This window comes from Pseudooctadecabacter jejudonensis, assembly GCF_900172275.1.
Classification (GTDB): Bacteria; Pseudomonadota; Alphaproteobacteria; order Rhodobacterales; family Rhodobacteraceae; genus Octadecabacter; species Octadecabacter jejudonensis.
The window spans coordinates 692,708-713,919 of the sequence record NZ_FWFT01000002.1 but is presented as its reverse complement, the minus strand read 5'-3'; the positions used below and the strand labels follow the sequence as shown (position 1 = coordinate 713,919).

The 21,212-nt window shown below is 59.3% G+C and carries 22 protein-coding genes and 1 tRNA gene; 13 read left to right on the top strand and 10 right to left on the bottom strand.

Annotated elements, in window-relative coordinates:
- Window positions 1–13: 13 nt before the first annotated feature.
- Both PSJ8397_RS08615 and PSJ8397_RS08610 read right to left on the bottom strand, forming a co-directional pair.
- The gene (locus tag PSJ8397_RS08615; protein ID WP_085864158.1) at window positions 14–670 is read right to left on the bottom strand and encodes a DsbA family protein; all 657 of its coding nucleotides are present in this window, start codon (window positions 668–670) and stop codon (window positions 14–16) included.
- 9 nt (window positions 671–679) lie between these two features.
- Complete coding sequence (locus tag PSJ8397_RS08610; RefSeq protein WP_085864157.1) at window positions 680–1,195, bottom strand: DUF721 domain-containing protein; 516 nt, start codon at window positions 1,193–1,195, stop codon at window positions 680–682.
- 67 nt (window positions 1,196–1,262) lie between these two features.
- Between PSJ8397_RS08610 and mutY the strand changes: the two genes are divergently transcribed.
- Window positions 1,263–2,321: an A/G-specific adenine glycosylase gene (mutY, locus tag PSJ8397_RS08605; protein ID WP_143515404.1), complete on the top strand. Its 1,059-nt coding sequence runs from the start codon at window positions 1,263–1,265 to the stop codon at window positions 2,319–2,321.
- 49 nt (window positions 2,322–2,370) lie between these two features.
- On the top strand, window positions 2,371–3,519 hold the full coding sequence (locus PSJ8397_RS08600) for an alkane 1-monooxygenase (protein ID WP_085864156.1): 1,149 nt from the start codon (window positions 2,371–2,373) through the stop codon (window positions 3,517–3,519).
- Here PSJ8397_RS08600 and galE read toward each other — a convergent pair.
- From galE to PSJ8397_RS08580, 4 genes are all read right to left on the bottom strand, one after another.
- Window positions 3,516–4,523 (bottom strand): UDP-glucose 4-epimerase GalE, encoded by a 1,008-nt coding sequence (galE, locus tag PSJ8397_RS08595; protein ID WP_085864155.1) that lies wholly within the window; start codon window positions 4,521–4,523, stop codon window positions 3,516–3,518. The genes PSJ8397_RS08600 and galE overlap by 4 nt on opposite strands.
- 162 nt (window positions 4,524–4,685) lie before the next feature.
- Window positions 4,686–5,795, bottom strand: coding sequence for a site-specific DNA-methyltransferase (locus PSJ8397_RS08590; RefSeq protein WP_085864154.1), 1,110 nt, complete (start codon window positions 5,793–5,795; stop codon window positions 4,686–4,688).
- Window positions 5,796–5,907: 112 nt separating this feature from the next.
- The gene (locus PSJ8397_RS08585) at window positions 5,908–6,516 is read right to left on the bottom strand and encodes a ribonuclease HII (RefSeq protein ID WP_085864153.1); all 609 of its coding nucleotides are present in this window, start codon (window positions 6,514–6,516) and stop codon (window positions 5,908–5,910) included.
- A gap of 384 nt (window positions 6,517–6,900) precedes the next feature.
- A complete protein-coding gene (locus tag PSJ8397_RS08580; protein WP_085864152.1) occupies window positions 6,901–7,314 on the bottom strand; it encodes a hypothetical protein in 414 nt (137 codons plus the stop codon).
- 167 nt (window positions 7,315–7,481) lie between these two features.
- On the opposite strand from PSJ8397_RS08580, the gene PSJ8397_RS08575 reads away from it, so the two are divergent.
- The 3 genes from PSJ8397_RS08575 to PSJ8397_RS08565 all read left to right on the top strand — a co-directional run bounded on the left by PSJ8397_RS08575 (window position 7,482) and on the right by PSJ8397_RS08565 (window position 8,950).
- Window positions 7,482–7,763: a hypothetical protein gene (locus tag PSJ8397_RS08575; protein WP_085864151.1), complete on the top strand. Its 282-nt coding sequence runs from the start codon at window positions 7,482–7,484 to the stop codon at window positions 7,761–7,763.
- On the top strand, window positions 7,735–8,439 hold the full coding sequence (locus tag PSJ8397_RS08570) for a winged helix-turn-helix domain-containing protein (protein WP_200811297.1): 705 nt from the start codon (window positions 7,735–7,737) through the stop codon (window positions 8,437–8,439). Before PSJ8397_RS08575 ends, PSJ8397_RS08570 begins: the two co-directional genes overlap by 29 nt.
- 67 nt (window positions 8,440–8,506) lie before the next feature.
- Complete coding sequence (locus tag PSJ8397_RS08565; RefSeq protein WP_143515403.1) at window positions 8,507–8,950, top strand: hypothetical protein; 444 nt, start codon at window positions 8,507–8,509, stop codon at window positions 8,948–8,950.
- Here PSJ8397_RS08565 and PSJ8397_RS08560 read toward each other — a convergent pair.
- Window positions 8,947–10,404, bottom strand: coding sequence for an NAD-dependent succinate-semialdehyde dehydrogenase (locus PSJ8397_RS08560; protein WP_200811296.1), 1,458 nt, complete (start codon window positions 10,402–10,404; stop codon window positions 8,947–8,949). The genes PSJ8397_RS08565 and PSJ8397_RS08560 overlap by 4 nt on opposite strands.
- Before the next feature lie 167 nt (window positions 10,405–10,571).
- Here PSJ8397_RS08560 and PSJ8397_RS08555 point away from each other — a divergent pair, with 167 nt between their 5' ends.
- The 6 genes from PSJ8397_RS08555 to PSJ8397_RS08530 are packed head-to-tail and all read left to right on the top strand — an operon-like array spanning window position 10,572 to window position 17,589.
- Window positions 10,572–11,183: a TetR/AcrR family transcriptional regulator gene (locus PSJ8397_RS08555; RefSeq protein WP_159453114.1), complete on the top strand. Its 612-nt coding sequence runs from the start codon at window positions 10,572–10,574 to the stop codon at window positions 11,181–11,183.
- Window positions 11,176–12,339: an acyl-CoA dehydrogenase family protein gene (locus PSJ8397_RS08550; protein WP_085864148.1), complete on the top strand. Its 1,164-nt coding sequence runs from the start codon at window positions 11,176–11,178 to the stop codon at window positions 12,337–12,339. The genes PSJ8397_RS08555 and PSJ8397_RS08550 overlap by 8 nt, the downstream gene beginning before the upstream one ends.
- Window positions 12,339–13,946 carry a carboxyl transferase domain-containing protein gene (locus PSJ8397_RS08545; protein ID WP_085864147.1) on the top strand — a complete coding sequence of 536 codons (1,608 nt, stop codon included), beginning with the start codon at window positions 12,339–12,341 and terminating at the stop codon, window positions 13,944–13,946. Before PSJ8397_RS08550 ends, PSJ8397_RS08545 begins: the two co-directional genes overlap by 1 nt.
- 8 nt (window positions 13,947–13,954) lie before the next feature.
- Window positions 13,955–15,940, top strand: coding sequence for an acetyl-CoA carboxylase biotin carboxylase subunit (locus tag PSJ8397_RS08540; protein WP_085864146.1), 1,986 nt, complete (start codon window positions 13,955–13,957; stop codon window positions 15,938–15,940).
- Complete coding sequence (locus PSJ8397_RS08535; protein ID WP_085864145.1) at window positions 15,933–16,784, top strand: hydroxymethylglutaryl-CoA lyase; 852 nt, start codon at window positions 15,933–15,935, stop codon at window positions 16,782–16,784. Before PSJ8397_RS08540 ends, PSJ8397_RS08535 begins: the two co-directional genes overlap by 8 nt.
- Window positions 16,785–16,794: 10 nt before the next feature.
- Window positions 16,795–17,589, top strand: a complete 795-nt coding sequence (locus PSJ8397_RS08530) for a crotonase/enoyl-CoA hydratase family protein (RefSeq protein ID WP_085864144.1) — start codon at window positions 16,795–16,797, stop codon at window positions 17,587–17,589.
- A gap of 4 nt (window positions 17,590–17,593) precedes the next feature.
- Here the strand turns inward: PSJ8397_RS08530 and PSJ8397_RS08525 are convergent, their stop codons facing one another.
- The 3 genes from PSJ8397_RS08525 to PSJ8397_RS08515 form a co-directional block, all read right to left on the bottom strand.
- The gene (locus PSJ8397_RS08525; protein WP_085864308.1) at window positions 17,594–18,661 is read right to left on the bottom strand and encodes a Gfo/Idh/MocA family protein; all 1,068 of its coding nucleotides are present in this window, start codon (window positions 18,659–18,661) and stop codon (window positions 17,594–17,596) included.
- On the bottom strand, window positions 18,648–19,430 hold the full coding sequence (locus PSJ8397_RS08520; RefSeq protein WP_235000628.1) for a ThuA domain-containing protein: 783 nt from the start codon (window positions 19,428–19,430) through the stop codon (window positions 18,648–18,650). Before PSJ8397_RS08520 ends, PSJ8397_RS08525 begins: the two co-directional genes overlap by 14 nt.
- A 99-nt stretch (window positions 19,431–19,529) precedes the next feature.
- Window positions 19,530–19,606, bottom strand: a tRNA-Arg gene (locus PSJ8397_RS08515).
- Between the two features lie 100 nt (window positions 19,607–19,706).
- Here PSJ8397_RS08515 and PSJ8397_RS08510 point away from each other — a divergent pair.
- Together PSJ8397_RS08510 and PSJ8397_RS08505 are read left to right on the top strand one after the other, a co-directional pair.
- A complete protein-coding gene (locus PSJ8397_RS08510) occupies window positions 19,707–20,732 on the top strand; it encodes a LacI family DNA-binding transcriptional regulator (RefSeq protein WP_085864142.1) in 1,026 nt (341 codons plus the stop codon).
- 2 nt (window positions 20,733–20,734) lie between these two features.
- A complete protein-coding gene (locus tag PSJ8397_RS08505) occupies window positions 20,735–21,163 on the top strand; it encodes a hypothetical protein (protein WP_085864141.1) in 429 nt (142 codons plus the stop codon).
- Window positions 21,164–21,212 lie beyond the last annotated feature (49 nt).

The following is a 21,212-nucleotide window of genomic DNA, read 5'->3' as shown; positions in this document are numbered from 1 at the left end:
CGTCTTCAGATGATCAGTTCGCTTCGGCGATCTTTTCATCCAGAACGGCTGCAAAATCCGCGTAATTCATGTTCGAATACTTTTCACCGTTGATGATGAATGTTGGCGTACTCGTCACATCATCCAGTTCAGCGTTAGACCGATACCAGGCCATCAGCTCTTGCGCGGTGTCACCATCGCTCATGCAGGCGTCGAGTTCTTCGTCGCTGAGTCCCGCAATTTTCCCGATATTGCGCAAGGAAGCCGCAATCGCCTCACCGCTTTCCTGACGGGCCCATTCCTGTTGGGTTTCATACAGAATGTTGGAGATCCCGAAGAACCGCATCTCACCGCCACACCGTGCCACCATGGACGCCCACAGGCCGGGTTGGTCGAAATACACCTCACGGTAGATGAATTGGATCTGATCCGTGTCGATGTAGTTTTCCTTAATCTGCTGGTACTGATTGGCATGAAACGATGCACAATGCGGGCAGGTGTAGGACGCGTATTCAATGACAGTCACCGGCGCATCGGGATTGCCCTGCGCCATATCGACCACGTCAAACTGCGGGCGCTCGGCATCCGCTACAACATCAGAGGCCGCAGACGGCTGGTTCATAAAATAGGCACCGCCGGCGATGGCAACGACGGCAACCACCGCCACAGACGCAAGTACAGATTTATTCATTGGGACCCCTCAGGTGTCAGTTGGACGTTTGGTGATGACATTGGCCCCCAGCGCCTCAAGCGCAAGACGCAATTCTTCATTTTCAACGGGTGCGGCGACATGTTGCGCCTTGGCCCGCGCCTCAGGCGCGGGGCCTTTGGCGCGCGTTGGGCCATGATCGAAGGCCAGCTGGCCTTCTGCAAAACCGGTCCGCGCGGTTTGGGTAATACGGATCCGCGCGATGGCATTGTAGCCATAGCAGGCGTTCACCTTTTCGCGGATCTGTTCCTTTTGCATCTCAAGCATCGGGGCCTGCGCGCCTGAAGTCAGAACCGTCAGCGTGGCTCCGAACCCGCCCTTGGCATAACTGACATCAACGGGATGGGCGATCTTGGCCGTGGCCTCCCCCACGATCTCGGCCCAGTGGGTCAAAACGCGGGTCTGCGCAAAGCCACGGGTCTCCGTCGCGCCCCGAATGCTTTTCTGCATCAGGGACGCTGCGCGAGAGAATCCCCGCTTGGTGCTATAGGAACGTGGCTGTTTCATCGTTGCGCTTTATTTTAAAGGTTAGGCAGATCAGCGCCAGTGAAACCGCAGCCAAAGGAACGATAACTTGGGGAAAACATCGGTCACTTCCGCGTTACTGGATTGGTACGACGTCCATGCCCGCGAAATGCCATGGCGCGTAATGCCTGCGGACAAACGCGCGGGCGTGCGGCCAGACCCCTATGCCGTCTGGCTGTCAGAGGTCATGTTGCAGCAAACAACCGTCGCTGCTGTACGCGACTACCACCGCAAATTCACAGGCATTTGGCCCACTGTGGCAGATTTGGCGGCAGCTGAGGACGCGGACGTCATGGCGGCCTGGGCGGGCCTTGGCTACTACGCCCGCGCCCGCAATCTCCTGAAATGCGCGCGGGCGGTGGTGGCCGATCATGGGGGTGCCTTTCCACAAACCTACGAAGGTTTGATCGCCCTGCCTGGAATCGGGCCCTATACCGCCGCGGCGATCGCCTCGATCGCCTTTGATGTGCCTGCGACTGTCCTGGATGGCAATGTCGAACGGGTCATGGCGCGGCTTTACGACGAACACACCCCCTTGCCCGCGGCCAAACCGGTGCTGATGTCCTATGCAGAACAGCATACATCGCACAGTAGACCTGGCGATTATGCGCAGGCCGTGATGGATCTGGGGGCCACGATCTGCACCCCGAAATCCCCTGCCTGCGGCATTTGCCCTGTGCGGCCAAACTGCGACGCCCAGACCGCAGGCACGCAGCTGGAATTGCCGAGGAAAACACCCAAAAAACCGAAACCGACGCGGTATGGCACCGCCTATATCGCCCGCCGCGCGGATGGCGCGTGGCTGCTGGAGACGCGACCGGACAAGGGCCTTTTGGGCGGCATGCTGGGCTGGCCCACAACCGATTGGTCAGACACGCCAGATCCTGCACCGCCCATGGACGCCACATGGGACACGTTGAACGAACCGGCCCGCCATACATTCACGCACTTTCATCTGATTCTGTCTGTCCAGACGGCCAAAGTGCCCCAAAACACCGCCCCAAATCGTGGGGCATTCATTCCTGAGGCCGACTTTACCCCCTCTGCGCTGCCCACGGTGATGCAAAAGGCCTACAATCTGGCGGCTGCGACGCTACGGCAGGTTTGAGAATAGGCCCGCCGTCCGTATGCTACACCCCAGCTTAAGGACGACGCCGATGACATCATTTCCGATCGTATCCCAATCCAAAATGGCCCACATCAGCCGTGCGGCCCCGTTTTGGCTGTCCGCCGCACTGATCCCGCTGGCGTGGTTCGGGGCGATTGTGGGCGGTTGGACTGTCCTGCTGTTGCCGGTGGCAACATGGTATTTGTTTTCGGCCATTGATGCCCTCGCCGGCACATATGAAGAAAATGCAGATCTTGAGACCCCGGAAGAAGACCTGTTTTGGTATCGCGCCATCACAATCGTCTGGGCGCCGCTGCAGTTCATCACGCTGTTCGGGATCTTGTGGTACGTTACCGCCTCCGGCCATTTGTCCGGCCTTGAGATGTTCGGCCTGTTCTTTGGCATCGGTGTCATCTCCGGCACCATTGGCATCACCTATGCGCATGAATTGTGCCATCAGCGCCCGAAACTGGAACGCTGGATGGGCGATATTCTTTTGGCGATGGTTCTTTATTCACACTTCCGCAGTGAACACCTTCTGGTGCATCACCGCTATGTCGCCACGCCGCGTGATCCGGTGACCGCGCGCTACAACGAAGGCTTCCACCGATATTTCCCCCGTGTTCTCCGCCAACAGCCGGTGTCGGCGTTCAAGGCAGAGGCCGCGATGCTGGCCCGCAAAAAACTCCCATGGCACGACCGCAGCAACCCGTTTTGGAAATATGCCGCGCTGCAGTTGGGCATGCTGACCTTGGCGGTGCTGATCGGCGGCTGGATCGGGCTTGGCCTGTTCGCCTGGCAGGCCTTCATCGCCATCTGGCAGCTTGAGCTGGTGAACTACGTCGAACATTACGGCCTGACCCGCAAACATCTTGGCGACGGCAAATACGAACACGTCAAACCACATCATTCGTGGAACGCCAGCCAGCTGGCGTCCAACTGGCTGCTGATCAACCTGCAACGTCACAGCGATCATCACTACAAACCAGACCGGCGCTTTCCGCTGCTGCAAACCTATGACCAGAACGAAGCGCCGCAGCTGCCATACGGCTACCCCATCATGACCATGGCCGCGATGATGCCGCCGGTCTGGCGGCGCGTGATGAACCCGCGGGTGCGCGCATGGCGCAAACAATACTACCCAGAGATTGAGGATTGGGCGCCCTATAAGGCCGCCACCAATCCAATGCCGCGCTAACCTTTATCGTTGCGGCGTTGGCCGCTGACCCACGCCCAGCTTGACCGACACATGTCGGCCAAGGTGCGTTTTGCCTCAAACCCCAGCAGGGCCTTTGCGCGATCTGGTCGTGCGGTCAAAACGGCAACGTCCCCGTCGCGGCGTGGCGCGATTTGGTAATCCAGATCGGCCCCGCAGGCCTTTGAATAGGCATGGACCACATCCAGCACAGACGACCCGTCACCCGTGCCAAGATTGACGGTGTGGCTGTCGCCTGTGTCGATCAATGTCTTGATCGACAACACATGCCCCTCTGCCAGATCTTCGACATGGATATAGTCGCGCACGCCGGTGCCATCTGGGGTGTCATAGTCGTCGCCGAACACCGACAGTTGATCCAACTCACCCGTTGCGACCTTGGCGATATAAGGCACCAGATTGTTCGGTATATCTGCCGGATCCTCACCAATCATGGCGGACCGATGGGCCCCGACTGGGTTGAAATACCGCAGAATGCCCACGGCCCAACGGTCATCCAGCTGTTCCAATATCTGCTCCCCCGCGATCTTTGTGAACGCATAAGGGGAGGTGTGCGTGCGCCCGTGATCTTCCGGAATGGGCTGGATATCCGTGTCACCATAAACCGTGGCCGACGAGGAAAACACGATGCGGCGGACATCTGCGCGGTCCATCTCAGCCAGCAACGTCAGCAACCCCCCCACGTTCGTGTGCATGTAATCGAGAGGCTTTTCGACGCTTTCGCCCACAGCCTTTTTCGCCGCGAAATGAACCACACCTTCGAAATCATGGGCATCAAAAACGGCACGCATATCCTCAGGGTTCAGAACATCGCCTTCGAACACATGGACCAATCCACCAGTGATATCCTGCAGCCGTGCCGGCACGTCCTGTTTGGCGTTTGAAAAGTTGTCGAAAATCACAACCTCAAACCCGGCCTCAACAAGTGCCAGATAGGTGTGTGACCCAATATAACCTGCGCCGCCTGTCAGCAGAATTTTTGCCATGATCTGTCCTGTCGTTTCGAAAGACTTATGGCCGGAATTGGCGGTCGGCAAAACAGAAAAAACCCCCTGTCAGGTCTTGGGAACCGACAGAGGGTGAGAGTGGTGCCACGGCTGGAGGCCGCAGGCACAGGCGGTAATCGTAAATTCTAAAGGGGGTTCGGCTCAGTTCGCCCGCATCTCAGAGCGGATCTGCTGGCGCAAAAGATCAATCGGAACTTTTTTGCCATCGCGGCGGAAGTGCCAATATGTCCAACCGTTGCAGCTGGGTGCGTTTTCGCAGGCTGCCCCAACCTGATGGATGGACCCTTTGCTGTCAGCGGCGATCAACGTGCCATCAGCGCGGACTTTGGCCTTATGGCGACCATTCATGGACCACAGCTCTTCGCCCGGGCGCAACATGCCACGTTCGACGACCTGACCGAACGGCACGCGGGGTTCGGCGCGTTTGGACTGGCTGACCTCAAGCGCGTCACTGTCGAACTTTCGGATCTTCTTAAGGCGTTTTTCAGCCACTGCGCGATACTCAGCCTCGCGTTCGATGCCGATGTAATCGCGGCCCAGCATCTTGGCGACAGCGCCCGTGGTGCCCGTTCCAAAGAAAGGGTCCAACACCACGTCGCCGGGATTGGTCGTGCCCAGCAGCACACGGTGCAGCAAGCTTTCGGGTTTTTGTGTGGGGTGGGCTTTCTCGCCAGCTTCGTTTTTCAACCGCTCATGTCCTGTACAAATCGGAAGCACCCAGTCGCTGCGCATCTGTGTGCCTTCGTTCAACGCCTTTAGCGCCTCATAGTTAAATGTTGGTTTCGATTTTTCGGCCTTGGACGCCCAGATCAGCGTCTCATGCGCATTCGTCAGACGTTTGCCGCGGAAATTCGGCATCGGATTGGACTTGCGCCAGACCACATCGTTGAGGATCCAGAACCCTTGGTTCTGCAACTCTGCCCCCATGCGGAAGACATTGTGATAGCTGCCGATAACCCAGATCGCACCATCCGGTTTCAGGATCCGCCGCGCAGCACTCAGCCATGCGCGGGTGAAATCATCGTAGACACGAAAGCTGTCGAATTGATCCCAATCGTTATCCACTGCGTCGACCTTGGAATTGTCCGGTCGATGCAGATCACCCTTCAGTTGAAGGTTGTAGGGCGGGTCCGCAAAGATCAGGTCAACACTGCCTTCAGGCAGGCTGTTCATGACCTCAATACAATCCCCATCAATGATCGTGTTCAGCGGCAGTGCGGACGCACCACCTGCGGTCTTTTTCTTTGTCATCGTCTGCCTCTGTCCCGGCGGATTTTTCCGCTCATTGGTTGATCCCAATGTGGAACGAAGGCGATTCGCAGTCAAAAACTTTATTGAATCAACAGCTTACGATTTTTTCTTGTCACAACATATTGTGGACCGGTTTGAAAGACCGTCTATGGTGTGGGGTCACACCCAAATTTTGAAGCGCAGATATGTGGCTTTTCGATCCATATCCTGCGTTCGTCTCCCATCCATAACCGGGGAACTGTTGCGCCAATTCAACCATGATCCGGTCGCGACATATTTTGGCCACAATTGAGGCCGCAGCAATGGACAAAGATCGACTGTCGCCCTTCACAACGGTCGTTGCAGGGACTGCCAGATTGCGCGGGATCATATTTCCATCAATCAGTGCGTGATCAACAGCGCCCAACCCCGCCACGGCCCGTTCCATGGCCAGATGGGACGCGCGCAAGATATTCAGCTCGTCAATCTCGGCCACCGATGCATGGGCGATGCACACCTCGGCCGCGTCAAAAATAAGCGGCTCCAACGCGGCACGGCGTTTGGCGGTGAGGGTTTTGCTGTCGTTCAGACCGTCAGGGATGTTGGCAGGGTCCAGAATGACCGCTGCTGCCGTCACAGGACCAGCCAAAGGGCCGCGCCCGACTTCATCAACACCTGCGATGCGCAGATGTCCCTGCGCGCGCAGATCGGTTTCGAATGTATAATCGGGCAGGGTTTTCATGGCACAGGGTCAATCAGACCCTGTGCGAGAGTGCAACTGAATCAGATCCAGAAAGACCCCGAAAGGCGGCGGCCTTTGGTGTAGCTGTCCGTCGCAGGGGATTTCGCAGATTTCGGCGCCGGACGCGGCTGTGGTTTGGTGACACGGCGCTGGGCTGGTTTCGCAGATTGAAATTTTGCGGTCAGTCGATCCTGAATCATCTTGTCTCTCACTCTGGTTACAACAAACAATATAGTCAGCAATTCTGACCCAGTTAGCCCCAAAGCCGCATCCCCGATCTGCACAAATTGCATGGAACAAACGAAAGAGGCAGGGGGCCATGTCCTCCCCCCTGCCTCCGTTTGGGCGGCCTTCTTTGGCGGGCCGCCTTTGTCCGCTGCGGCCTTAGTGCCGGTTAAAGCGGAACCCTTCGTTGCGCAGGCACCGCGCGCGCCAGCCTTGGCGACGTTGGCCGTTTTCATTGCGGAACCGGACGTGACACGCCTGTGGAAGACGGGACACATAGGCGTAATTGTTGTTCATGCACCGCTGGCCGAAGAACCGGATGGAATTGCCATTGCGACGGGTGGTCTGACGCAGGCACTGATCGGGCAACACCTTCCACGCATTGGGGTCGACCCGCGGGCGGTCGTTACCATTGTCGCGGCTGTTGTGAATGGCGGCCCCCAGCAACAGCAGCGTCAGAATGCCAACCACAGCGTCTTCTTCGGAAAAGGACGCCTGCGCTTGGGTGGGGGACAGGCTTGTCAGGGCGAGGGATACGGCCAGAACGCCTGCCGTCAGTGTTTTTGTAAACATATCGATGATCCTTTGTGTGTGGGTCGCCGACGGGCATGTCGGCTGAACTGGATCAACGATGGGCGCAGGGCCCTTTGCCTCTCAATAGCGCGGAGATGTTATGGGATGGCACAGGAAAGTTGGTCGACGATATTGAATAACACGGGCACCACAGCCATGCTCCTCTCATGAAACGCACTCTTCTAATAACTGTCACGTTGATGGCCGTGTCCAGCACAGCGCATGCCGCGTGTTTTGCCGACTACAAAGCCAAACGTGACGATCCGTTGCGGTTGCACTACGGTGTGGCCGAAATCACAGGCGACTGTACGGTCGACGCAGCCGCCGCCCAGTTGGCCCCACGACTGGCGCAAGATGACTGGCAGTTGCTAAGCATCGAAAGCGTCTTCGATGAGGCGGGACTAGAGGAGAGAGAAGAGAGTGCAGGCGAAAACTACCTCCGCTATTGAGGCCCGCCAGACCGGCAACCGCATCGTCATCGCAGGGATCGCCGCCATCGTGCTGATCCTTGGCACCGCAGCGGTATTGCTGTTTTTGAACCTCCCCGACGCAAACGCGTTCAACGCGCGGGTGGAACAGCTGTTTGTGGAAAACGCGTCGCTGACCGGTCAGGCTGAAATTAAACTTCTGGAAATCCTCGCCCAATCCGGAACCGCCTTTTCGGCGACCTTGGACAGCTACCGGTTTGTGATCTTTGTACTCCTGGTTTTTGCGACCGCGCTTTTGATCGCCGCAGTCGCGTTTCTTGTGATGCTCATCGCGATGAACCGGCGCATGGGTCAGATCGAACGCAAGGGGATTGAGGTCAATTCCCTTCTGATCAGCCGCGACCAGAATATGGTCTACCTCAACAACTTTGAATTCAAACTGACAGATGCAGCCATTGAAACCCTCAGCGTGCTGGCAGAAGCCCGCATGGACGATGAGGTCCTGTCAGGGGCCGAAATCGAGGGCGTGATCTCGGGCCGGTCCGCCGCCGATTGCGAAGAGGCCGCAGGCGCCACCCGCATCAAACGGCTGCGCGACACCTTGGGCAACCAGATGATTTCTGAACTGCTGGTGCGCAACATCGCCCGACGTGGCTATATGCTGGCCATCGATAAAGACGTTATTCGCATGGTGTGATCCGGTGGGGGAACGGTCAAGCCGCTTTCCCCGTTAAGGCACGCCCCGCGCACCCCATATCACTGTCATGAAGAGACGAGACTTTCTCCGATCTGCCGGGGCAACTGCGATCATCCCAGTTTTGCCTTTGCCCGCAGCGGCTATCCCAGTAGCTGCCGCCCCAATCCGACAAGCCACGTTGGATTGGGCGGCCCTCTTTGCCCGCACCCACGCCAAAGCATCCCCCGCCCTCATTCAAAAATGGCTGAACATCGGCCCCGCGCAAGCGGATGCAGTTATGCAGGATCTGATGCGGCGCAATATCATTGCCTCCCCCGTGGCGGGCACCGCTGCTGCGGTCGATCCAATCTATCAAAGCCGTGCAATCCCGGGCGCCCAATCGGCGTACGTGCGTCTCAAGCAATCCGCGCGTGACCTGATGAAAGACGCGTGGGAGGATGACGAAGATGTGCAAAAGGCGGAAGATCCCTCCCCCGCCCCTGACGCGATTGACGCTAATCAGACGGTTTAGTCGATCCCGCCCATGCAGATGTATTTCGTTTCCATGAAATCATCGAGGCCCTGACGCCCGCCCTCGCGGCCCAGCCCTGATGACTTGACCCCGCCAAAAGGCGCCTCCGTCGTGGAAACGTGGCCGGTGTTCACGCCGACCATGCCATAATCCAGCGCCTCCGACACGCGCCAGGCCCGCGCGATGTCGCGGCTGTAGAAGTAGGACGCAAGGCCGAACTCCGTGGCATTGGCCGCCTCAATCGCTTCGGCCTCTTCAGTAAATTTGAACAGCGGCGCGACGGGGCCGAAGGTTTCCTCGGTCGCGACGGCCATGTCGGATGTCACGCCCGTCAAAATGGTTGGCTGATAAAATGTCCCGCCCATCTCATGCGCGTTGCCACCCAGCACGACCTGCGCCCCTTTGGACGTCGCGTCTTGAATATGACCAGAGACCTTTTTCACCGCCGCATCGTTGATCAGCGGGCCAAAGACAGTGCCGTCCTCAGCGCCATTGCCGACCTTCAGGCCAGAGACCTTTTCGGCCAGCTTTTCGGCAAAGGCCTCATAAACGCCGGCCTGCACATAAATGCGGTTGGCGCAAACGCAGGTCTGGCCGTTGTTGCGGAACTTGGACAGGATCGCACCGTCAACAGCCGCATCCAGATCGGCGTCATCGAACACGATAAATGGCGCGTTGCCGCCCAACTCCAGCCCCAGTTTCTTGATCGTCTTGGCCGATTGTTCATACAGCATCGCGCCCACACGAGTGGAGCCGGTAAAGGTGATCTTGCGGACCACAGGGCTGGCGGTCATCACGCCGCCGATGGTCGCCGCATCACCTGTCACAATCGAAAACAGCCCCGCAGGCAGCCCGGCTTCTTCCGCCAAAACGCCCATCGCGATAGCCGAAAAAGGTGTCAGTTCGGACGGCTTCAGCACCATCGCACAGCCCGCAGCAAAGGCAGGGGCCGCCTTGCGCGTGATCATCGCGTTGGGGAAGTTCCATGGCGTGATAGCTGCCGTGACGCCCACGGGCTGCTTGATGCACACAATCCGTTTGTCCGGTGTGTTGGTCGGTGTGACATCGCCGTAAGCCCGACGCGCCTCTTCTGCGAACCATTCGAGAAAAGACGCGCCATAGCCGATTTCACCGCGGGCTTCTGCCAGTGGCTTACCCTGTTCGGCCGTGAGGATCTGGGCCAAGTCTTCTTGGTTGGCCATCATCAGGTCAAACCAGCAGCGCAGCACATCCGCCCGCTGCTTTGCTGTCTTTTTGGCCCAGTCTTTTTGCGCCACCTCAGCCGCCGAAATGGCCTCTTGCGTCTCATCTGCACCAAGATCCGGCACATGGCCGATCACATCACCCGTCGCCGGATTGGTGACGGCAATGCCCGCCCCGTCCGCGTCAATCCAACGGGACCCAACAAGGGCAGCTTCGCGGAGAAGGGCGGGGTTTTTGAGGGACAAAGTCATGACAGGCAGCCTTTCTGAAAACGTGCAAACGCGATGGAGGGGCGTGCCCCTCTTTGGCGCGCAGGTTTCACAGCGCTGCCTCCGCCGTCAAGGGTCAAGACCGCTTGCCCGCTGGACAGATCAATATGGCCTTGCTAGAAAGGAATGAACGTACATTCATTTTTGCCATGACCCAAGAACACCGCACCAAGCAATTCATCCGAAACGCAGCCCGCCGCCTGTTTGCCGAAAAGGGATACAACGCGGTCGCCATGCGTGACATCGCACAGTCCATCGGCAAGCAACCGGGCGGGCTGTATAATCACTTTGCATCAAAGCAGGCGATCCTTGTCGATCTGATGGTGGAAAACCTTGAACGCGCCCACAAGGCCGCGATTGCACCCATTGATCCTGATGCAACGCCCCTACAGAACCTTGAGGCGTTTGTTCGCGGCCACATCCATCACAACATCGAAAACCCCGACGATATTTTTATCGCCTACATGGAATTGCGCAGCCTTGAAGGGGACGGCGCCCAGGCCGTCATGTCGAAACGGGATACCTATGAAAGCGCCCTGCGCAGCATTCTCCAGGCAGGCCATGACAGCGGTGCGTTTCTCCTGACGGATCCGGCCATTCAGGCCCGTGCCATCCTGTCCATGCTGGGCGGCATCACCGTCTGGTATCGCCAAACCGGCCCGCAAAGCCCGGCCGACATAACCGAATGCTACGTGCGCGCCGCCCTGCAAAGTGTGGGCGCGCCCTATTCTCCCCCAACAAAAAGGCCAAACGATGTTTAACGCCTCAATGACATTTGATCTAGGCGGCGAGGTCAATGCCCTGCGCGACATGGTGCATCGTTGGGCGCAAGACCGCGTCAAACCCCTTGCCGCGCAAGCAGACACAGACAACCTTTTCCCCGCAGGGCTGTGGGAAGAGATGGGCGCACTCGGCCTTCTTGGGATCACCATCCCCGAGGCCGACGGCGGCGCAGGTATGGGATACCTCGCCCATGTTGTCGCTGTGGAAGAAATCGCGCGGGCCAGCGCAAGTGTTGCCCTCAGCTACGGGGCGCATTCCAATTTGTGCGTCAATCAGATCGGCCTGAATGGCACTGCCGCTCAAAAAGCACGCTACCTGCCTGATCTGATCAGCGGAGCCTCCGTCGGGGCCCTCGCCATGTCTGAGGCCGGGGCCGGGTCTGACGTGGTCAGCATGTCCTTGCGGGCGGATAAGACGAACGACCGCTTCATCCTCAACGGCAACAAATACTGGATCACCAACGGCGGTGAGGCCAACACGCTGGTCGTCTATGCCAAGACAGACCCCGATGCCGGATCAAAAGGCATCACTGCCTTTCTGATTGAAAAATCCATGGCGGGGTTCAGCCAATCGCCACACTTCGACAAGCTCGGCATGCGCGGATCGAACACGGTTGAACTGGTGTTCAACGACGTCGAAGTCCCAATGGACAACGTCTTGGGCGAAGTCGGCCGCGGCGTGCAGGTTTTGATGTCCGGTCTGGATTACGAACGCGTGGTTTTGTCTGGCATCGGCACCGGCATCATGGCCGCCTGCCTCGATGAGATCATGCCCTACCTAGCCCAGCGCACTCAATTCGGAAAACCCATCGGGGATTTCCAGCTGATGCAGGGCAAGATTGCCGACATCTACACGAAACTGAACAGCGCCCGCGCCTATATCTATGAGGTCGCGAAGGCCTGTGATCGGGGCGACGTGACCCGTCAGGACGCCGCCGCCTGCGTCCTTTATGCGTCCGAGGAAGCGATGACCGTGGCCCATCAGGCCGTGCAGGCCATGGGCGGCGCAGGGTTTATGAACGATGCACCGGTCGCCCGCATCTTCCGCGATGCAAAGCTGATGGAGATTGGCGCGGGCACATCCGAAATCCGCCGTATGTTGATCGGGCGCGAATTGATGGGGTCGATGCGCTGATGGCTGTTCTGACGTCAAACATCTCGCCCACGTCTGAGGCCTTCAAGGCGAACGAGGCCGCCCATCATGACGCGCTGAACACGATCCGAAATGCCGCCGATAGGGCCATGGCGGGCGGCGGTGACGCCGCCCGCACCCGTCATAAAGACCGTGGCAAATTACTGCCCCGTGACCGCATCGCAGCCCTTCTGGATCCCGGCGCACCGTTTCTTGAAATCGGACTGTTCGGGGCGCATGGGATGTATGACAACGCGTCCCCGTCTGCGGGGATCATTGCCGGCGTGGGTCGTGTACAGGGCCGTGATGTGATGATCCTGTGCAACGACGCGACGGTTAAGGGCGGCACCTACTTTCCCATGACGGTGAAGAAACATCTGCGCGCCCAAGACATCGCGGAACAAAACAATCTGCCCTGCATCTACCTTGTCGACAGTGGCGGCGCGAACCTGCCCAATCAGGACGAGGTGTTTCCCGACCGTGACCATTTCGGGCGCATCTTTTTCAATCAAGCCCGCATGTCGGCCAAGGGCATTGCACAGATCGCCGTGGTTATGGGTTCCTGCACCGCGGGCGGTGCCTATGTGCCCGCGATGTCGGACGTGACCATCATCGTGAAGGAACAAGGCACGATCTTTCTGGCGGGCCCGCCCCTTGTTCAGGCGGCAACAGGCGAAATCGTCACCGCCGAGGATCTGGGCGGCGGAGATGTTCACACCCGCCTGTCCGGCGTGGCCGATTATCTGGCCGAAGATGACGCGCACGCCCTTGCTTTGGCGCGGGATGCGGTGCGCAACCTTGGTGCAGCCCGCAGCGCCCACATTGATCTGCAACCGCCCGAAGACCCCGCATATGATCCGGCAGAGATCTTGGGCGTTGTCCCTGCTGACCTCAAAACACCTTATGATATCCGTGAGGTCATCGCCCGGCTTGTGGACGGGTCGCGCTTTGACGAATTCAAGGCACTTTATGGCACAACATTGGTATGCGGGTTTGCCCATGTGATGGGAATGCCCGTGGGGATCATCGCCAACAACGGTGTGCTGTTTTCCGAAAGCGCACTCAAAGGCGCGCATTTTGTGCAGCTTTGCTCACAGCGGAAAATCCCCCTCGTGTTTCTGCAAAACATCACCGGTTTCATGGTGGGCCAACAATATGAGGCCGGCGGCATCGCCAAGGATGGCGCCAAATTGGTGACCGCCGTGGCCACAACCTCTGTTCCGAAAATCACCATGCTGGTCGGCGGATCCTTTGGGGCAGGCAATTACGGGATGTGCGGACGGGCCTATGACCCGCGTTTTTTGTGGACATGGCCCAACAGCCGGATCGGCGTGATGGGCGGCGAACAGGCGGCAGGCGTTCTGGCCACGGTCAAACGCACAGCGCTGGAGCGTCAGGGCAAATCGTGGTCCGCCAAAGAGGAAGCCACATTCAAACAACCCACCATCGATATGTTCACCGAACAAAGCCATCCTCTCTATGCCTCAGCCCGGCTTTGGGACGACGGCATCATTGATCCCCGCACCTCCCGTGATGTTCTGGCCTTGTCCCTGCGGGCAAGCCTGAACACCCCAATCGAAGACACGCGGTTTGGCGTGTTTCGGATGTAGGGCAGGCCATGTTTGACAAAATCCTTATCGCCAACCGGGGCGAAATCGCCTGCCGCGTTATGGCCACAGCCCAACGTCTCGGGGTCGCCACAGTGGCGGTCTATTCCGATGCGGACGCGCACGCCAAACATGTGCGGATGGCGGATGAGGCGGTGCGCATCGGCCCGGCAGATGCCGCAAACAGCTATCTGAACATCGCAGCCATCATCGCCGCTGCACAGGCCACCGGCGCACAGGCCATTCATCCCGGCTACGGCTTTTTGTCCGAAAACCCCGATTTTGTCACCGCGATAGAGTCCGCAGGCCTCACGTTCATCGGGCCCTCAGCCAGCGCAATCAAGGCAATGGGCCTTAAAGACACAGCAAAATCACGGATGGAACAGGCAGGCGTCCCTGTGGTGCCTGGCTATCATGGCCCTGCGCAAGACCCCGACACGCTGGCGGCGGAGGCTGAAACCATCGGTTATCCGGTACTGATCAAGGCCCGCGCTGGCGGCGGTGGCAAAGGCATGCGCCTGGTTGAGGACCCCGCGCATTTCTCCGATGCGCTGGCAGCAGCCCAACGCGAAGGTCAAGCCAGCTTTGGCGATCCGGCCTGTCTGATCGAAAAATACATCACCCAGCCGCGGCACATCGAAATTCAGGTCTTCGGCGACAGGCACGGCAACATCGTGCACCTGTTCGAACGGGATTGCTCCCTTCAGCGACGACATCAAAAAGTCATCGAAGAGGCCCCCGCCCCCGACATGCCGCAAGCTGTGCGCGACGCGATGGGTCAGGCCGCCGTGAATGCGGCTAAGGCAATCGGATACACCGGCGCGGGCACTGTTGAATTCATCGTGGACGGGTCTGGCCCCCTTCGCACCGACGGCTTCTGGTTCATGGAAATGAACACCCGCCTACAGGTCGAACATCCCGTGTCCGAGGCGATCACCGGCCTCGATTTTGTGGAACTGCAACTGCGCGTCGCAGCGGGGGAGGCCCTGCCCGTAACGCAGCAAGATCTGTCCATAAACGGCTGGGCGATGGAGGCGCGGATCTATGCAGAGGACGCGGCCAACAGCTTTTTGCCAGCGACCGGAACGCTGCATCATCTCTCATGGCCAAGGGCAGTTGCATTCGAACAAGGCAGCCTGCGGATCGACAGCGCGGTTGATCAGGGGGATGCCGTAACATCCCACTACGACCCGATGATTGCCAAGGTCATCGTCCACGCCAAAACCCGCGCCGCGGCCGCTGCCCGACTGGCGTCGGCCTTGGACGCATGCGAAATCGCTGGCTGTGTGACCAACACGCCCTTTTTGTCCCGTTTGGTCCGGCACGCCGGGTTCCGGGACGGCGCGGTCGACACGGGTTTGATCGCCCGCGATCTACAAAGCCTGACGTCTGATATGCAAAGGAGTGAAGCGCCCTCAACCCTCGCGGCACTGGCGGCTCTTGGGCTTCTGCCCTCCGCAGACTCAGACCCCTGGGCGCACCTTCAGGGCTTTCGGACATGGGGGCAGCCAACCCATGCACTGACGCTTGAGGAGGCAGGTGAGGCGCGCCAACATCACGTCACACTGCTGGGCCACGATACGTTCACGGTGAACGGCAACGATCTTCGGCTCCAACCGGCCAAGGCAGGCTGGATCGTCGAGACCCAAGGGACCGCGACGCAAGCCAACGTAATCACCCACGGACGAGAGATCACAGTGTTTTACCGTGGCACGACCCGCAGGTTCCACCATCCCGATCCTCTGGCCCTCACCGACGTCAGCCACGGTGACGCGGATGTCATCGTGGCGCCCATGCCCGGCCTTGTCAGCACCCTGACCTGCGCCGCAGGCGACCACATCACCAAAGATGCACCCCTTCTGATTGTCGAGGCGATGAAGATGGAACACAGCCTCCGCGCACCACGCGATGGCATCGTGGCCGAAGTCCTTTGCGCGCAAGGTGATCAAGTCGCGGACGGGCAAACCCTGATCCGGCTGGAGGCGCGCGATGACTGATCATGTGACCCTCTTTGAAATGGCCCCCCGCGATGGGCTGCAAAATGAAAGCGGACACATCCCGACCGCTGACAAAATCCGGCTGATCGACCTTCTCAGCGCCACGGGCCTGACCAAGATCGAAGCCACCAGTTTTGTCAGCCCCAAATGGGTCCCGCAAATGGCTGACGCCGCCGACGTCATGGCAGGCCTCACCCGAACGCAAGGCGTCCTCTACAGTGCGTTAACACCGAACACGCGTGGGTTTGACGCCGCGATCACAGCAGGCGCGGATGAGGTTGCGGTGTTCGCCTCTGCCTCCGAAGGGTTCAGCAAAGCCAACTTGAACTGCACAATCGAAGAAAGCCTTAATCGCTACCGCCCCGTCGCAAAGGCCGCAGAATCGGCGGGGGTGCCCCTGCGCGGATATGTATCCTGCATCACCGATTGCCCTTACGATGGGCCCACCCCGCCGGACAACGTGGCGCGGGTCGCGTCGGACCTCATCGATATGGGGTGCTATGAAATCAGCCTTGGCGACACCATCGGGCACGGCACACCCAAAACCGTGGCGCGGGTTCTGGACACCCTCCTGCACCGCATCCCCGCGTCCCGCCTTGCCGGACATTTCCACGACACCAAAGGCCATGCGTTGGACAACATAAAGGTCGGTCTTGATCGGGGACTGCGCAGCTTTGACAGCGCGGCCGGTGGCTTGGGCGGATGCCCCTACGCCCCCGGTGCCGCCGGAAATGTCGCAACTGAGGCGGTGGTCAACATGCTGCACGCCAACGGTTTTACCACCGGTATTGACCCCGAACGGCTAAGCCAAGCGGCGGTTTTCGCCCAAAGTCTGAGGACATAAGGACATGACGATGCAATTCAAAACCCTCAAGGTCACAGTCGATCCGCGCGATGTGGCCACTGTCACACTCAACCGGCCCGAAAAACGCAATGCCCTCTCGGCGCAGATGATGGATGACCTGACCGAAATGGCCCAAACGATGGGTGCGGACACCACCATCCGCGCCATCGTTCTTCAGGGCGCGGGATCCGTGTTCTGCGCGGGCGGCGATCTGGGCTGGATGCGCGACCAGATCACAGCCAACCGTGCCACCCGCGTGGCCGAGGCAGGACGCCTTGCCGATATGTTGGGCGCGCTCAACGACATGCCCACCCCCCTGATAGCGCGCATCCACGGGGCCGCCATGGGCGGTGGCGTGGGCCTTGCCTGTGTCTGCGACGTGGCCATCGCCGATGATGCCGCCCTGTTCGGCCTGACGGAGACACGTCTTGGTCTGATCCCCGCCACCATTGGCCCCTATGTCATCGCCCGCATGGGCGAAGGCCGGGCGCGGCGGGTCTTCATGTCCTCGCGCGTCTTCGGCGCGGATGAAGCGAAGGAGCTTGGCATTGTCGCCCGCGCCCTGCCCGCCGCCGATCTGGACACCGCGATTGAGGCGGAGGTCGCCCCCTATCTGCAGGTCGCCCCCGGTGCGGTCGGGGCGGCCAAAGCCCTCGCCCGTTCCTTGGGTGCCGTCATTGACCGCGCAACCATCGATGAAACGGTTGAGGCCCTGACCCATATTTGGGAGGGGGAGGAGGCCGCCCATGGGCTGGATGCGTTCCTCAACAAAACGCCACCCCGTTGGGCCACGAAACCAGACTAAGCGCCTAGATCAGAACCGCCGCGCCTTGCTGCGCATCCGATGCCTCTGCCGCATCCAAAACCGCCTGAAGCCGCGCGCCCGTCGCAAAGCTGGGCTCTGGCATCTGACGAGACTGCACCGCAGTCAAAAACCGGTCAAAAATATCATCACCAGACGGCACGTTGCGTTCGACCCAACTGGCGTTTGTCAGGTCACCGCCGGTGCAAGTGCGCAACCGGCCCTCACCGTTCTCAAACGCAACCTCAAGCCCGCCTTCGTCTCCGTACAGTCGCAACCGCAAGTCATTATGATGACCTGAAGCAAAGCGCGACGCACTCACCACGCCCATCGCGCCATTTTGCAACGTGACCGTCATGGCGCAGCTGTCGTTGGCGTCCAAGGAATACTCCCCGATCCGCCCGTCGGGGGCCTTGTCAAATGTGCGCAACCGGCAGGACACGTCGGCCGCATCACTGCCTGCCACGAAGGTCAGAAAATCAAGGATGTGTATCCCCACATCCCCCAACACACCCTTCGACCCGTGACCCGTCGACAAGCGCCACAACCACACGGGGCTGGTTTTCCAATCGCCCCACGCATCCTGCGTCAACCAACTTTGCAGATACGATGCCTCAAAATGCCGAACCGCCCCGATCTCTCCGCCCGCCACCAAACGGGCGGCCTCTTGCAACGCAGGCACATTGCGGTAGCTGAGGTTGACCATATTCACGATGCCCGCCTCACCCGCCAAAGAGGCCAGCGTCGCGGCCTCGAGTTGGTTGGTTGCAAGGGGCTTTTCACACAACACGTCCTTGCCCGCTGCGATCAGGTCTTTTGTGGTCGCAAAATGCACACCATCCGGCGTGACATTCGACACCGCATCAAAATCCCCCCACTCAATCGCGTCAGTAAGGGAGGTGAACCGCGTCTCAATCTCGTAGGTGTCCGCAAACTCCGCCAACCGGTCGGCATCCAGTTCAACAGCCGCCACAAGCTCCGCCTTGTGATGGGCGACGAAGGCCTTGGCATGGGTATGGGCCATCCCACCTGTCCCAAGGATCAAAACCCGAACCCGCGGTTCAGCGGAACCCATCTTCACCATCCTTGTGCAAACGCGCGCCCTTTTGCGTCAAGGGTTCAAGCGCGTCTTCAATAGGAACATTCGGCGCATCATGCACGTCCGTCATACGGGGCGCAGGATTATGCGCCCAGCGCACAGCGTTTGCCAACACCTGCTGGATGACGGGTTGATGGTACGTGGGATAGGTCTCATGGCCTGGGCGGAAGTAAAACACGTTGCCCGCCCCGCGCCGATAGGTCAGGCCAGACCGAAACGCCTCGCCGCCCTCAAACCAGCTCAGGAACACGGTTTCCAAGGGCGCGGGCACACCGAAGGGTTCGCCATACATCTCCTCGTTTTCCAACTCGAAATGAGGCGGCAAGTTTGCCGCAATCGGATGCGATGGCGTGGTCACCCACAGGCGTTCTTTCTCCCCCGCCTCACGCCAAGACAGATTGCAGGACGTCCCCATCAGTCGCTTGAACGGTTTTGCAAAATGCGACGAATGCAAAAAGATGATGCCCATGCCCCCCAGCACCGCATCACACACACGTTCGCACACCTCATCTGCCACATCCCCATGGGCGGCATGCCCCCACCACACCAGAACATCCGTCTGATCCAGACGATCTTGGGTCAACCCATGGTCAGGATCCTGTAAAACCGCCGTGTCCACAGAAATATCATCGTGCTGAGACAAAGCCCGAGCGATGCATCCATGAATGCCCTCCGGATAAATATCTCGCACCACCGCGTTCTCTTGCTCATGTACGTTTTCATTCCAAACCAACGCGCGGACCATGGGCATCCTCCCTTTTTGAACAGGTTTTGTGCGGCCACGCCGTTATCAATACAAGCCCCGAAAATCCTGCGCGTGTCCCGCAAAGCAATCGAAAAGAAATGGCGACCCCGGCAGGATTCGAACCTGCAACCTGCCCCTTAGGAGGGGGCTGCTCTATCCAGTTGAGCCACGGGGCCGCGCCCTCTCCTCTGTGCCTCTCTTCGCCGCGTCGCGCAAGACCTTGGACTTCCACGGCGTTGGGCGGTAAGAGAAAGAAACACTATCAGGACAGGCACAGTGCAGACCCGATCCAAACGCCCCCTGACCCTTCGCGATGTCTCTGAGGCATCGGGCGTCAGCGAAATGACCGTCAGCCGCGTTTTGCGCAACAAAGGCGATGTCAGCGCAGCGACCCGCGAAAAAGTCAAAGACGCCGCCCGCATGCTTGGATACGTGCCCAACAAGATCGCCGGCGCTTTGGCATCGCAACGGGTGAACCTCGTGGCCGTCGTGATCCCCAGCCTCAAGAACATGGTCTTTCCAGAGGTTCTGTCCGGTATCAGCGAAGAATTGGACGACACTGGCCTACAGCCCGTGGTTGGCGTCACGGACTACCAACCCGAGAAAGAGGAAAAAGTCCTGTTTGAGATGCTGTCGTGGCGTCCGTCAGGGGTGATCGTTGCGGGCTTGGAACACTCCGACGCGTCGCGTGCGATGCTGATGCAGTCCGGCATTCCAGTGGTTGAAATTATGGACACCGACGGGGAGCCGATCGACACCGCTGTGGGCATTTCCCACCGCCGCGCTGGTCGTGTCATGGCGGAAGCGATCCTGGCTGCAGGATACAAACGGATCGGCTTCATGGGCACGAAAATGCCCCTCGACCACCGCGCCCGTAAACGGTTCGAAGGCTTCACTCAGACCCTTGCGAAAGGCGGAATTGAGATTGCCGATCAGGAATTCTATTCCGGCGGCTCCGCCCTTGCCAAAGGCCGAGAGATGACGGATGCGATGCTCAACCGCACTCCTGACCTCGATTTTCTATACTACTCAAACGACATGATCGGTGCAGGCGGTCTGATGTGTCTGCAAGACCGAGGCATCGACATTCCCGGCTCGATCGGCCTTGCGGGGTTCAACGGGGTCGATCTTCTGGATGGTCTCAGCCACCAGTTGGCAACGATGGATGCCTGCCGGTTTGAAATCGGCCAGACGGCGGCCCGGATCATTGCGGCGCGCAATGCAGAAGGGGCGGCGGACGAAGGTCAGGTCGTCGAACTGGAACCCACGCTCACCTTCGGTGATACCCTGCGGAAGGGTTGATTATGGGTGCTTCGGACAGCCTGAGCGGAAGTTGGACAGGTCGATATGACTACGACAACATCGCCTTTGGCAGCCCGGTGTCCTTTGACGCGGTCCTGACGGAAACCGCGGGGGTCTTACGGGGCGAAATCGTTGAACCCAATACATTCCGGTCGCAATCCACGGATACATTATTGGCCGTTCTGGTGGGGGACCGCACGGGTGCGCGCGTTCAATTCACCAAAACCTATACGGATTTCGAGGCTGACGATAACCCCGTCTACACAGGCCAAATCAACGCCACCGCCACCCGCATCACCGGCCAATGGCATTTCCCCAAATCACCACAGGTAAAGGGGACGTTCCTGTTTGCCCGCACAGCACAGGCCGCCGTCCGCAGATCCATCAAAGCCGCGGCAGAATTGGAATTCGAAGACACGGCCCTGCGATGAGGCTGGACAACACCTGGTCGATCTCTCAGCATCTTATTCAGACGAAAGG